Source organism: Mycolicibacterium xanthum (assembly GCF_019710635.1).
Taxonomy (GTDB): domain Bacteria; phylum Actinomycetota; class Actinomycetes; order Mycobacteriales; family Mycobacteriaceae; genus Mycobacterium; species Mycobacterium xanthum.
Map to the genome: position 1 here is coordinate 1 of NZ_JAIFZS010000040.1, position 12,688 is coordinate 12,688.

The following is a 12,688-nucleotide window of genomic DNA, read 5'->3' on the forward strand; positions in this document are numbered from 1 at the left end:
CGCAAGATTACCGGGGCGCGCTGAGCGCGCAAGACGGCCGGGGCGCGCTGAGCGCGCGGGGACGGTCAGGCCCTGGTGGCCAGCGTCAGCTCCATCAGCTTGATCGCCATGCTGCAGGCGTCGATCCCGGGCGACTGCGGATTGACCCACCAGCCCACCACCCCGGCGGCGTCGCTGGCCACGCCGCACGCGCCGTTGGGGTCGTCGGGCCGCATCACGATCGAATCGATGCCCGCGATCCGCTGGCTCTCGACCTGGTAGTTCAGCTCGGAGGCGATCTGACGCTCGTTGTCCAGGCTGCCCTGCTCGAACCAGAACCGGGTGATGTCGACCAGCCCGGCCGGGTTGGCGGCCTGCCAGCGGCACACCGCGCCGACGAAGGTGCTCTGGATGTCGAGCGGGTCGGCACCCACGGTCTCGGCGAGGATGTCCTCGGTGAGGACGTCGCATTCCTTGAGCAGGTTCGGATACTGACGCTGCGAGTCGTTGTTGCGGGGCACGTCGCCGGAGCCCGACTTGGCCGCGGTGCCCTGCACGGTCTGGGTGCAGCCGGTCAGGACGACCAGCGCCGACATCGCCGCCGCCACACCCGTCGCCAGCCGCCGGGCCCTCATTTGGAGTTCACGATCGACTGGCGGGTGAGTTCCTTGGCGACGTCGCACGGGTCCGGGAACGGCTTGGCCGCGTAGCTGATCGACCATTCGATGAAGTCGTCGTCGAACTGGATGCCGATCTCGCAGAGGCTCAGGCCCAGCGTGAGATCCTCGTTCTCCGCGATGAACCCGTCGTGGCCCTCGATGTTGATGTCCTCGACGCTGGTGCGGGAGAGTTCCTCGGTTTTGCGTTCACGGCCGATCGGGCTGCCCCGGAACCAGGTGAAGGAGAAGTGCGGGCCCAGGATGCTGCCACCGGACAGCCACTGGCACCCCACCGACGTCTTGGCGGTGTTCACCAGCCCGGGCACCTCCGTCTGCTTGGCGATCTCCTCGTCGCTGATGCCGGCGCACTCCGGGAAGAACGGGCCGTGGGACACCCCCTGCTGCGGCGTGTCGGTGGTCGGTACCTCCGGCGAGTCCGATTCCGAGCCGCCGCATGCGGCCAGCACAGGGATCATCGCCGCAGCCAGCACGGCCAGCGCGGGCCGGTGTCGTCTGCGGAAGCTGCGGTTCACGCCATGCACTGTAGCGGCAGCCCCACGGGTCAACCACCGACATGCCGTGTGACCTGCTCATTTAAACGATTCTCAGGTGCGTGCGGCGAACACCCGCGCAGCGCGGCCGGTGTGCGACAGTAGCGGGATGCTCTGGGGGCTGCTGCGACGCCAGGTGGCGCCCTACCGCGCATTGTTCGCGGTGGTCGCGGTGCTGCAGGTGATCAGCACGCTGGCGACGCTCTACCTGCCGACGGTCAACGCCGCGATCATCGACGACGGCGTCACGCAGGGCGACCTGAAGCGCATCGCACACCTGGGTGCGGTCATGCTCGCGGTGACCGCCCTGCAGGTGGTGTGCGCGGTCGGGGCGGTCTACTTCGGCTCCCGGGCGAGCATGAGCGTCGGGCGCGACCTGCGCTCGGCGATCTTTCACCACGTCACGGGCTTCTCGGCCGAGGAGACGGCCCGCTTCGGCGCGCCGTCGTTGCTGACCCGCACCACCAACGACGTCCAGCAGATCCAGCTGCTGGTGCAGTTGACCTGCACCATGCTCATCACCGCCCCGATCATGTCCGTCGGCGGTATCGCGATGGCCATCCACCAGGACGCCGGGCTGTCCTGGCTGCTCCTGGTCAGCGTGCCGGTGCTGGCGGTCGCCAACTACTGGATCGTGTCGCACCTGCTGCCCGTGTTCCGGCGGCTGCAGCGCCAGATCGACGGCATCAACAGGGTGATGCGCGAACAGCTGACCGGCCTGCGGGTGGTGCGCGCGTTCGCGCGTGAACCGTTCGAGCGCAACCGGTTCGCCGAGGCCAATCATGCGCTGGCCGACACCGCGCTGGAAGCGGGACGCTGGCAGGCGCTGATGCTGCCGGTGACCACGCTGGTCATCAACGTGTCCAGCGTCGCATTGATCTGGTTCGGCGGGCTGCGTATCGATGAGGGCCGGATGCAGGTCGGTTCGCTGATCGCGTTCCTGGCCTACTTCATGCAGATCCTGATGGCCGTGCTGATGGCGACGTTCATCCTGGTGATCATCCCGCGCGCGTCGGTGTGCGCCGAGCGGATCACCGAGGTGCTCGACACCCGGCCGGCCATCGCCAGCCCGCCGGCGGCGGTCTCACCCACCCGGATCGCCGGTGAGATCCGTTTCGACGCGGCGACGTTCAGCTATGAGGGCGCCGACCGCCCGGTGCTGCAGGAGGTTTCCCTGACCGTTCCGCCGGCCACCACCACCGCGATCGTCGGGTCGACCGGGTCCGGCAAGTCGACGTTGGTGTCGCTGGTCTGCCGGCTCTACGACGTCACCGCGGGCTCCATACGCATCGACGGGATCGACGTCCGCGAGTTCGACATCGAGCGGCTGTGGTCGGCGATCGGGCTGGTGCCTCAGCGGGGCTATCTGTTCGCGGGCACGGTCGCCGAGAACCTGCAGCTGGGCGCCGCCGCGGGGCATGTGGCCACCGAGGCGGAGATGTGGGCTGCGCTACGGGTGGCCTGCGCCGATGATTTCGTCGGCGGCCATCCCGACGGGCTCGGGCTGCGCGTCGCGCAGGGCGGCATGAACCTCTCGGGTGGGCAGCGCCAACGGCTCGCGATCGCCCGCGCGGTGATCCGCCGGCCCGCGATCTACCTCTTCGACGACTCGTTCTCCGCGCTCGACGTGCACACCGACGCCCGGGTGCGGGCCGCGCTGGCCGAAGCCTCCACCGGTGCCACGGTGTTGATTGTGTCGCAGCGGATCTCGACGGTGGCCGGTGCCGATCAGATCGTGGTGCTCGACGACGGCCGGGTGGTCGGCGCGGGGACCCATGAGCACCTGCTGAACTCCTGCGCGGCCTACCGGGAATTGGCGGATTCGCAGTCGGTGGCGGTGGGTGAGCCGTGACCGGCCCGCTGGCGCGCCCGATGCGGATGAACGAACCCCCACAGGTCCGGTTCCGCGACTTCAAAGGATCGGCGATCCGGCTGGTCCGGCGGCTGACCCCGCATCGCGGCCTGACGATCGCGGTGATGCTGCTGGGCGTCGGCGGTATCGCGATCGGGGTTATCGGCCCGCGCATCCTCGGCCACGCGACGGATCTGCTGTTCAACGGGGTGATCGGTCGCCAGCTGCCGGCCGGCCTGACCAAGCAGCAGGCCATCGAGGCGGCCCGGGCGCGCGGCGACGACACGTTCGCCGACCTGCTGTCGGGGATGAACGTGGTGCCCGGCCAGGGGGTCGACTTCGCCGCGGTGGGCCGCACGCTGGCGTTGGCGCTGGCGCTGTATCTCGTTGCCGCCCTGATGGTCTGGCTCCAGGCCCGGCTGCTCAACGTCGTGGTTCAGCGGACCATGGCCGCGCTGCGCTCCGACGTCGAGGACAAGGTGCATCGGCTTCCGCTGCGATACTTCGACGCGCGCCATCGCGGCGAGGTGCTCAGCCGGGTCACCAACGACGTGGACAACGTGCAGACGTCGCTGTCGATGACGATCACCCAACTGCTCACCTCGGTGCTCACGGTGTTCGCGGTGCTGGTGATGATGGTGACGATCTCGCCGCTGCTCACACTGCTGACCGTCGTGACGGTGCCGCTGTCACTGTGGATCACCCGGTCCATCGCGCGACGCTCGCGCACGCTGTTCGTGGCGCAATGGACCAACACCGGCAGGCTCAACGCGCACATCGAGGAGACCTACAGCGGGTTCACGGTGGTCAAGACCTTCGGGCACCGGGCGCAGGCCGAGGAACAGTTCCGCGAGCTCAACGAGGACGTCTATCGGGCCAGCTTCGGCGCCCAGTTCCTGTCCGGCCTGGTCTCCCCCGCGACGATCTTCATCGGCAACATCAGCTACGTCGCGGTGGCGGTCGTCGGGGGTATGCAGGTGGCGACCGGCCAGATCACCCTCGGCGGGATTCAGGCGTTCATCCAGTACGTCCGGCAGTTCAACCAACCGCTGACCCAGATCGCCGGCATGTACAACACCCTGCAGTCGGGAATCGCCAGTGCCGAACGCGTCTTCGACCTGCTCGACGCCGAGGAGGAGCCGCCGGACCCGCCGGACGTGCTGCCCTCCCCGGGCGGGCGGCGAAGCGGCCGTGTGGAGTTCGAGCACGTGTCGTTCAGCTACCAGCGCGGCACCCCGGTCATCGAGGACCTCTCGCTGGTCGCCGAGCCGGGTAGCACCGTCGCAATCGTCGGCCCGACCGGTGCGGGCAAGACCACGCTGGTGAACCTGTTGATGCGGTTCTACGACGTCGACTCGGGCCGGATCCTGTTGGACGGCGTCGACATCACGTCGGTGGATCGGCGCTCGCTTAGGTCCCGGATCGGGATGGTGTTGCAGGACACCTGGCTGTTCGCCGGCACCATCTACGACAACATCGCCTACGGCCGCCCGGACGCCACCGAGGACGAGGTGATCGCCGCGGCAACCGCGGCCTATGTGGACCGCTTCGTGCACACCCTCCCGGATGGCTACCACACCCGGGTCAGCGACGGCGGCACGAACATCAGCGCCGGCGAGCGACAGCTGCTCACGATCGCCCGCGCGGTGCTGGCCCAGCCGCAGTTGTTGATCCTCGACGAGGCGACCAGCTCGGTCGATACCCGCACCGAGGTGCTGATCCAGCATGCGATGGGTCGGTTGCGCCGCGACCGCACGAGTTTCATCATCGCGCACCGCCTCTCGACGATCCGCGACGCGGACGTGATCCTGGTGCTGGAGGCCGGCCGGATCGTGGAACGGGGCAGCCACGCCGAATTGCTTGCCCGCCGCGGCGAGTACTGGACGATGACGCAGGCCTGACCGCGGCGGCCGGATCACGGGTCGGATGCGGCCCCCGCCGCCCGCCGATCAAGCGGTCTGCTCAATCGCAATCGGCGGACGGCCCCGGCAACCACCGGGCAACATGGCAGCATGCCCCGGACTGTGCACACATTCTGCCGCTACTGCCTGGCATCGTGCGGTATCGAGGTCACCGTCGACGGTAACCACGTCCTGAAGATCGCCCCGGACAAGCAGAATCCGCACAGCTGGCAAGACTTCTGCGCCAAGGGCCGCACCGCGCACCAATCCGTGGATCACCCTCGTCGCATCCTCGCGCCGATGAAGCGCGTGGGCGAGCGATACGTCGAAACCGATTGGGCCGAGGCGATCGGCGACATCGCGGCCCGGCTCAATGCGATCGTCGAATCGGGCGGCCCCGATGCGGTCGCCGCCTACTACGGGAATCCGGCCGGGTACTCGTCGTCGAACCTGATGTTCATGAACGGCTGGCTGGACGCCGTGGGCACCAACAACCGCTATGCCGTCGGCTCGGTGGACCAGAACGCGCTGCACGTCGTCGCGGAGGAGATGTTCGGCTCGCCGTTGATGGTCCCGGTTTCCGACGTCGACAACTGCGACTTCTTCCTCATCGTCGGCGCCAACCCCGCTGTCAGCGCGTGGAACTGGGTGGAATCGGTCCCGGGAGGATGGCGGCGAGCGCTGGATCGCCGACGGCGCGGCGCCAAGATCGTCGTGGTCGACCCGCTGCGAACCGAGACCGCCGATCACGCCGACGTCCACCTCGCCGTGCGCCCGGGTCAGGACTGGGCCCTGTTGTTGGCGATGGTGAAGGTGATCCTCGACGGTGGCCTCGAGCACCGGGCCGACTGCCGCGATCTGGCCACCGGGACCGACGAACTGCGGAACCTGGTCGCCGCCGCCGACCTCGTCGACCTGGCCGGGCGCTGCGGCCTACCGGTGTCCCAGATCATCGACACTGCAACAGATTTCGCCACCGCGGAACACGCCATGGTGGTGACGCGAACCGGGGTCTCGCTGCACCTGACCGGCACCGTCGCCGAGTGGTTGGGGCAGGTCCTCAACGTGATCACCGGCCGAATGGACCGCCCGGGCGGGCGGCGCTTCGAGCCCGGATACGTCGACGCACTGCGCCTGGCCGACCTGGCCGGCACCAAACCCCACACCAGCAGGCTGCGTGGACGCGGCATGGTCGCCGGCGCGCACGCGCTCAGTGAACTGCCCGACGAGATCACCACCGCGGGGCGCGGCCAGATCCGCGCCGTGCTCATCAACAGCGGCAATCCCGTGGTTTCCGGCCCCGACGGCGCCAAACTGGACCGGGCACTGGCCGGCCTCGACTTGTTGGTGGCGATCGACTTCGTACAGCGCGAGAGCCACCGGCATGCGCACTGGCTGTTGCCGGCCGTGCACTGGCTGGAACGCGACGACCTGCTGGCGTTGACCAGCGGCCTGCACGACGAGCCCTATCTGCACTACGGGGTGCGCGCGGTGGATCCGCCGCCGCAGGCACGCGAGGAATGGCGCATCTTCACCGACCTGGCCCTGGCGATGAAGCGGCCGCTGTTCGGCGTGCGTGGAATCAACGGTTTCATCCGGGGCAGCCGGGCACTGAGCGGGCTGACGGGTCGCCCGGGCATCGAGTTCGGACCACGGTGGGTGGACCGGCTGCTGGTCGCGACCGGCCGAAAGTTCAACGGACGCAGGATCAGATGGCGCGACGTGCTCGCGCACCCGCACGGATGGGTGCTGGGCCCGCGCGAGTTCGGGCGGTTCCGCGACGCGCTGCGCACGGAGGACAAACGGGTACATGTGGCACCGCCGGAGTTCGTCGCCCGTGCCCGCGAACTGCTGGCCGAACCGCCGGAACGACCGCCCGCCGACTACCCGTTACAGCTTGCCAATCGCAGGAGCCGGCACTCGATGAACTCGTGGCTCAACGAGTTGCCGGGCCTGCATCCTGCGGGCAGGGGCACCCGGGTGGTCATCCATCCCGACGACGCGAAGCGGTTGTCGGTGGCCGACGGCGACCTGGTCAGGGTCAGCTCCCGGGTCGGCGCGGTCGAACTGACCGCGTCGGTGGACGACCGCCCCCGCCCGGGTGTGGTGGTCATCGACCACGGCTGGGGCTCCAGGGTTTTCGACCCGCGGGGCGGGTCACCGCCACAGGTGTACGGAGTCAATCGGAACCTGCTGGTCGACGGCGATCCGGTGGACCCGCTCTCGCAGACCGCCGCGCTGAACTCGTCCTACGTCTCGGTGGCGCGGGCCGGTTAGAGCTGCGGGCCCTGCGCACGCAGGTCGTCGACCTCGCGCATCGCGTCACGCAGCTTGCCCAGCCATTCGTCGGCGTGTTCGCCGACCAGCCGGACCGACCACGCCAAAGCATCGGAGCGCGACCGCGCCACGCCTGCGTCGACCAGCGTGTCGAGGACCTGACGCTCGGGCTGGCGCAGCCGGGTCATGACCGGAACCGCCAGGTGGGTGAACAGGATTCGCTCCGGTTCGGCACCGCCGACCTCCACGCCCCAGGCGACCTTTCGCCGGTAACGCGCCTCGGCCTCGTCGGCGATCTGCATGCGCTCGGATCGGGTCTGCTCGCGGAAGCGGGCCGCCCGGCCCGACGCGTGGGCCTCGCTCTCGGTGCCGCCGCCGGGTTCGGGAAGGTGTCCGATCACGGTGATCTCTTCGCGGTCGACGAGGACCTCGGGGTCCCCGGTGAACCAGTCATCCGGGAGGCGACCGGCGAACCAGTCGGCGGCGTCTCCGGCATCGGGTTGGTCGGCTTGCTGCCAACCGCCGGAGCGGCCCGACCGTCGGCTGTGTGGATGGTGTCTCATGATTACATGCTTACACCGTTACAGGGGCGCTGGGGTCGGGTTCGCCGACGGCGAACGGGCTTCAGCCGCGTTTCATCAGGACCGCTGCGCCTCCGGCAACGGCCATGGCGATGAACAGCAGCGCCGCCCACCCCGCGCCGAACAACCACCACACGGCGGCCAGCGCGACGAGCGCCGGCGAGACCGCGAAGAGCACCATGCCCGGGTGCTGCCTGATCACCGCGAGGGCGCCCTGCGCGCGCTGACGGTCGATTTCCTTTGCCATCCCTCAATGATGCCAGCTCAGAGCCGGTCCGCGGCCTAATGTGGGGGCACCGAACATACGAGGAGGCGGCGGTGACCGGACCCGGACAAGGCAGTTGGCAGCCCGACCCGGAGGGACGCTACGAATACCGCTGGCACGACGGCCGGCAGTGGACGGATCAGGTGTCACACCAGGGCCAGGTGAGCCGATCGCCGCTGGGTCCGCCTCCCGCCGCCCAACCGTCCGCTCCGGCCTCGCCGCAGCACCAGGCCATGCCCGCGCAACCCGTCACCGGTGCCGGCGACGGCTTCAGCGGAATCACCGGCGACCTGGTCGACGGGCGCTACAGCGAGAAGGAAGCCAAGGCGATCGCCAACCAGAACGCCAAGCTGCTGCGGGTCCGCCTGGGCGAACCGTTCATGGCCCGGCAGGGGTCGATGGTGGCCTACCAGGGAAACGTCGACTTCTCCTTCGAGGGCGGCGGGGCGTCGAAATTTCTCAAGAAGGCGTTCACCGGCGAAGGACTGCCGCTGATGCGCTGCGCCGGACAGGGCGACGTCTTCCTCGCCGAGTTCGGCTACGACGTGCATCTGCTCAATCTGACCGACTCCGGCCTGTCGGTCAGCGGCAAGAACGTGCTGGCCTTCTCGTCAGGCCTGGACTGGAACATCGAACGCGTCAAAGGCGGCAGCATCGCCACCGGCGGGCTGTTCAACACCACCCTTCGGGGCACCGGCTGGGTGGCGATCACCACCGACGGGCCGCCGGTGGTGCTGAACGCGGCGGAGGCCCCGACCTTCGCCGACACCAACGCGGTGGTGGCCTGGTCGGCGCACCTGCAGACCCAGCTGAAGTCGAGCTTCAAGGCCGGCGCCCTGATCGGCCGTGGCTCCGGCGAGGCCCTGCAGGTGTCGTTTCACGGCCAGGGCTTCGTGATCATCCAGCCGTCGGAGGGCGTGTCCATGACGGCCGTCCAATAGTTCAGATCTCCAGCAGCACGGTCACCGGACCATCGTTGACGAGCTCGACCTGCATGTCGGCGCCGAACACGCCGACCTGCACCTCGGCGCCGAGCTCACGCAGCGCGGCGGCGAACGCGTCGACCAACGGTTCGGCGACGGTGCCCGACGCGGCGGCGTTCCACGTCGGTCTGCGGCCCTTGGCCGTGTTCGCGTACAGCGTGAACTGACTCACCACCAGGACGGGCGCGCCGACATCGCCGGCCGACTTCTCGTCGTCGAGAATCCTGAGCTGCCAGAGCTTCTCGGCCATTCGTCGGGCGATCGCGAGGTCATCGGTGTGGGTGACGCCGACCAGCGCAAGCAGCCCCTGGCCCTGCGGCCGGATTGCGCCGACCACCTCGCCAGCGACCGTGACCTGCGCCGAGGTGACCCGCTGAACGAGGATTCGCATGCCGCGATGCTTTCACGCGCGCCCACATTCTTGCATACCCTAGGGGGGTATGGTACACAGGAAGATAGGGACCTTACCCGCACCGACGAGAGGACGTTCATTGAGTACCACCACGATCACCGTCGCGGGCATGAGCTGTGAAGGATGTGCGACCGCCGTCCGAAGCGAGCTCACCCACGTCGCCGGCGTGACCGGCGTCGACGTCGACCTGTCCGCCGGCACCGTCACGATTCACCGAAACGACGCCGACGCACCCGTCGACCCCGATGCGATCCGCAACGCCATCGAAGAGGCCGGCTACGAGCTGGCGGGCTGATGGAGCACCGATGACGGCCCCCGCACGCATCGCCGCGTTTGCCGCGGTGCTGGTCGCGGTGTTCGCGATCGGGATGTGGGTGGGACATTCGCTGGGCCCCACCCCCGGCCCCGACTCCGAGGTCGTGGTGCCCGCACCGACGGGCCGGCACGGCCATCCGGCCGGAGGTGACCGACCATGACGACGTCTGTCGAGCTGTCCATCGGCGGCATGACCTGCGCATCGTGCGCCGCCCGCATCGAGAAGAAGCTGAACCGGCTCGACGGCGTGACCGCGACCGTCAATTTCGCGACCGAGAAGGCCCGGGTGGCCTACGACGACCCGGTCACCCCCGACGAACTCGTCGCGACCGTGGAAGGCGCCGGCTATCAGGCCACCCTGCCGCAGCCCGCCGACACCGACACAACCGACGAACCCGACGACCCGGCCGCCGCATTGCTCCGGCGCCTGCTGATCTGCGTGGCGCTGTCGGTGCCGGTGATCGCGATGGCGATGATCCCGGCGCTGCAGTTCACCAACTGGCAGTGGTTGTCGCTGACGCTGGCGGCGCCGGTGGTCGTCTGGGGGGCGTGGCCGTTCCACCAGGCGGCGTGGGCCAACCTGCGCCACGGCACCGCGACGATGGACACCCTGATCTCGGTCGGCACCCTCGCCGCGTTCGGATGGTCGCTCTACGCCCTGTTCTGGGGCACCGCCGGCATGCCCGGGATGACCCACGCATTCCAGCTGACCATCACCCGCAGCGACGGCTCGGGAAACATCTACCTCGAGGCCGCCGCAGGCGTGACGACCTTCATCCTGGCGGGCCGCTACTTCGAGGCGAGGGCCAAGCGCCGGGCCGGAGCCGCGCTGCGCGCGTTGCTCGAGATGGGCGCCAAAGAGGTATCGGTCCGCCGCGACGGGACCGAGCACCGGATTCCGATCGACCAGTTGCGCACCGGCGACGAGTTCGTCGTCCGCCCGGGCGAGAAGATCGCCGCCGACGGACAGGTCATCGAGGGCAGCTCCGCGGTCGACGCCTCGATGCTGACCGGCGAATCGGTGCCCGTGGAGGTGCAGCCCGGGGACGACGTGGTCGGCGCGACCGTCAACGCCGACGGCATTCTGGTGGTGCGGGCCACCCGGGTGGGCGCCGACACCCAGCTGGCGCAGATCGCCCGGATGGTCGAGGACGCGCAGAACGGGAAGGCGCAGGCACAGCGGCTCGCCGACCGGGTCTCCGGGGTCTTCGTCCCGATCGTGATCGCACTGGCGGCGGCCACCCTGGGGTTCTGGATCGGCGCGGGGTTCTCGGTGTCTGCGGCCGTCACCGCTGCGGTGGCCGTCCTGATCATCGCCTGCCCGTGTGCGCTGGGTCTGGCGACCCCGACGGCGTTGATGGTCGGAACCGGGCGCGGCGCGCAGCTGGGAATCGTGATCAAGGGACCCGAGGTGCTCGAATCCACCCGGCGCGTGGACACCGTGATCGTCGACAAGACCGGAACCGTGACGACGGGCACCATGGCCCTGGTCGACGTGCTGGCCGCCGACGGCGAGCAGCCCGACGAGGTGCTGAGCATCGCGGGCGCCGTGGAGGGTTCGTCGGAACACCCGATCGCACGGGCGATCACCGCGGGCGCCCGCACGAAGCTCGGGGAGCTTCCCGCCGTCGCCGCGTTCACCAACCTGCGGGGCCTGGGCGTGGAGGGCAGCGTTGATGGCCGAGCGGTGCTGGTCGGCCGGGTGCGGCTGCTTTCCGAACGCGCCTACGACGTCCCCGACGAGCTGGCCGACGCGGCGCAGCGCGCGGAGAACGACGGCAGGACCACCGTCGCGGTGGGCTGGGATGGGCACGCCCGCGGCCTGCTGATGGTGGCCGACGCGATCAAACCGAGCTCCGCCGAGGCGGTTTCACTGCTCAAGGAGCTCGGGCTGACACCGATCATGGTGACCGGCGACAATGAAGCCGTGGCCCGGACGGTGGCCGCGCAGGTGGGCATCGACGAGGTGGTGGCCGGGGTGCTGCCCCAGGACAAGGTGGACACCGTCAAGCGCCTGCAGGACCGGGGCCGGGTGGTCGCGATGGTGGGCGACGGCGTCAACGACGCCGCGGCGCTGGCCCAGGCCGACCTCGGATTGGCCATGGGCAGCGGCACCGACGTGGCGATCGAGGCCAGCGACCTGACCCTCGTCGGCGACGACCTGCGTGCCGTCCCCGACGCGATCCGGTTGTCCCGCAAGACATTGAGCACGATCAAGGGCAACCTGTTCTGGGCGTTCGCCTACAACGTGGCCGCCCTCCCCCTCGCTGCCGCGGGCCTGCTGAACCCGATGATCGCCGGTGCTGCAATGGCTTTCAGCTCGGTGTTCGTGGTGAGCAACAGCCTGCGGCTGCGCGCGTTCACACCCTCGCGGTGACCGCGTCGGGTACCCGACATCGTGCACGGCACCACCGACTACGGGTCGTCGTCCTCGTCGTCGGGGAGTAGGTACCGTTCGGGGTGGTGGTGGTTGTTGACGCGGGCTTGGCCGTGTCCAGGGCTGGGGTGGGATCCATTCGGTGCGGCCGTCTGTGCGGGTGCGGGTGGTCCAGCCGTTGTCGTTGACGATGCGGTTGTCGGGGCCGCAGGCCAGGGTGAGATCGTCGAATCGGTGTTGCCGCCGTCGGTCCAGATGGGCACTGTGGCGTGAGGACAGTTGACACGTCGCTCAGGTGCGCAGGTGACAGCGACCGGCCAGATGCGATGACTGTCGCCGGACTCATCGTGGGGTGACTGGCTGGAACGACAGGTGGCGGTTCGGTGAACAAAAGGTTCTGGTGACGCAACCCTGACGGGAAGGACACGACACTAGATCTGGTGGACTTCAGTCTGATCGTGGGTGTCGTGGCCGTCGTGATCGCGTTGGCTGTCATCGGGTGGCGCTGATATACCAAATCGCGATTTTTGCTGATC

At 69.0% G+C, this 12,688-nt stretch carries 12 protein-coding genes; 7 read left to right on the forward strand and 5 right to left on the reverse strand.

Annotation, left to right across the window (positions count from 1 at the left end; genetic code table 11):
• Positions 1–65: 65 nt before the first annotated feature.
• Positions 66–614, reverse strand: a complete 549-nt coding sequence (locus tag JDV09_RS16060; protein WP_221370141.1) for a DUF3558 domain-containing protein — start codon at positions 612–614, stop codon at positions 66–68.
• The gene (locus JDV09_RS16065) at positions 611–1,180 is read right to left on the reverse strand and encodes a DUF3558 domain-containing protein (RefSeq protein WP_221370142.1); all 570 of its coding nucleotides are present in this window, start codon (positions 1,178–1,180) and stop codon (positions 611–613) included. Before JDV09_RS16065 ends, JDV09_RS16060 begins: the two co-directional genes overlap by 4 nt.
• 118 nt (positions 1,181–1,298) lie before the next feature.
• On the opposite strand from JDV09_RS16065, the gene JDV09_RS16070 reads away from it, so the two are divergent.
• From JDV09_RS16070 to JDV09_RS16080, 3 genes are all read left to right on the forward strand, one after another.
• Positions 1,299–3,041, forward strand: a complete 1,743-nt coding sequence (locus JDV09_RS16070; RefSeq protein WP_221370143.1) for an ABC transporter ATP-binding protein — start codon at positions 1,299–1,301, stop codon at positions 3,039–3,041.
• Positions 3,038–4,942 (forward strand): ABC transporter ATP-binding protein, encoded by a 1,905-nt coding sequence (locus tag JDV09_RS16075; protein ID WP_308124143.1) that lies wholly within the window; start codon positions 3,038–3,040, stop codon positions 4,940–4,942. Before JDV09_RS16070 ends, JDV09_RS16075 begins: the two co-directional genes overlap by 4 nt.
• Positions 4,943–5,053: 111 nt before the next feature.
• Positions 5,054–7,219, forward strand: a complete 2,166-nt coding sequence (locus tag JDV09_RS16080) for a molybdopterin-containing oxidoreductase family protein (protein ID WP_221370144.1) — start codon at positions 5,054–5,056, stop codon at positions 7,217–7,219.
• On the opposite strand, the gene abmR is transcribed toward JDV09_RS16080, so the two are convergent.
• Complete coding sequence (abmR, locus tag JDV09_RS16085) at positions 7,216–7,782, reverse strand: ATP-binding transcription factor AbmR (protein WP_221370145.1); 567 nt, start codon at positions 7,780–7,782, stop codon at positions 7,216–7,218. The two genes, JDV09_RS16080 and abmR, sit on opposite strands and share 4 nt — an antisense overlap.
• Before the next feature lie 61 nt (positions 7,783–7,843).
• Entirely contained in the window at positions 7,844–8,047 is a 204-nt protein-coding gene (locus JDV09_RS16090; protein ID WP_221370146.1) for a hypothetical protein, read from the reverse strand.
• A gap of 71 nt (positions 8,048–8,118) precedes the next feature.
• Between JDV09_RS16090 and JDV09_RS16095 the strand changes: the two genes are divergently transcribed.
• Positions 8,119–9,006 (forward strand): AIM24 family protein, encoded by an 888-nt coding sequence (locus tag JDV09_RS16095; protein WP_221370147.1) that lies wholly within the window; start codon positions 8,119–8,121, stop codon positions 9,004–9,006.
• A gap of 1 nt (position 9,007) precedes the next feature.
• Here JDV09_RS16095 and dtd read toward each other — a convergent pair whose 3' ends face one another.
• Positions 9,008–9,439: a D-aminoacyl-tRNA deacylase gene (gene dtd / locus JDV09_RS16100; RefSeq protein ID WP_221370148.1), complete on the reverse strand. Its 432-nt coding sequence runs from the start codon at positions 9,437–9,439 to the stop codon at positions 9,008–9,010.
• A 100-nt stretch (positions 9,440–9,539) separates the two neighbouring features.
• Between dtd and JDV09_RS16105 the strand changes: the two genes are divergently transcribed.
• From JDV09_RS16105 to JDV09_RS16115, 3 genes are read left to right on the forward strand one after another with little or no spacing between them, the layout of a single operon-like run.
• Positions 9,540–9,755 (forward strand): heavy-metal-associated domain-containing protein, encoded by a 216-nt coding sequence (locus JDV09_RS16105; RefSeq protein WP_221370149.1) that lies wholly within the window; start codon positions 9,540–9,542, stop codon positions 9,753–9,755.
• Between the two features lie 10 nt (positions 9,756–9,765).
• A complete protein-coding gene (locus JDV09_RS16110; protein ID WP_221370150.1) occupies positions 9,766–9,936 on the forward strand; it encodes a hypothetical protein in 171 nt (56 codons plus the stop codon).
• Complete coding sequence (locus JDV09_RS16115; protein WP_221370151.1) at positions 9,933–12,152, forward strand: heavy metal translocating P-type ATPase; 2,220 nt, start codon at positions 9,933–9,935, stop codon at positions 12,150–12,152. Before JDV09_RS16110 ends, JDV09_RS16115 begins: the two co-directional genes overlap by 4 nt.
• The last annotated feature ends 536 nt before the right edge of the window (positions 12,153–12,688 follow it).

What these genes read in the sequence shown, in the direction of transcription:
- JDV09_RS16060 (WP_221370141.1), bottom strand. Translation starts at nt 614, where the DNA reads ATGAGGGCCCGGCGGCTGGCGACGGGTGTGGCGGCGGCGATGTCGGCG.
- JDV09_RS16070 (WP_221370143.1), top strand. Translation starts at nt 1,299, where the DNA reads ATGCTCTGGGGGCTGCTGCGACGCCAGGTGGCGCCCTACCGCGCATTG.
- JDV09_RS16080 (WP_221370144.1), top strand. Translation starts at nt 5,054, where the DNA reads ATGCCCCGGACTGTGCACACATTCTGCCGCTACTGCCTGGCATCGTGC.
- abmR (WP_221370145.1), bottom strand. Translation starts at nt 7,782, where the DNA reads ATGAGACACCATCCACACAGCCGACGGTCGGGCCGCTCCGGCGGTTGG.
- JDV09_RS16090 (WP_221370146.1), bottom strand. Translation starts at nt 8,047, where the DNA reads ATGGCAAAGGAAATCGACCGTCAGCGCGCGCAGGGCGCCCTCGCGGTG.
- dtd (WP_221370148.1), bottom strand. Translation starts at nt 9,439, where the DNA reads ATGCGAATCCTCGTTCAGCGGGTCACCTCGGCGCAGGTCACGGTCGCT.
- JDV09_RS16110 (WP_221370150.1), top strand. Translation starts at nt 9,766, where the DNA reads ATGACGGCCCCCGCACGCATCGCCGCGTTTGCCGCGGTGCTGGTCGCG.
- JDV09_RS16115 (WP_221370151.1), top strand. Translation starts at nt 9,933, where the DNA reads ATGACGACGTCTGTCGAGCTGTCCATCGGCGGCATGACCTGCGCATCG.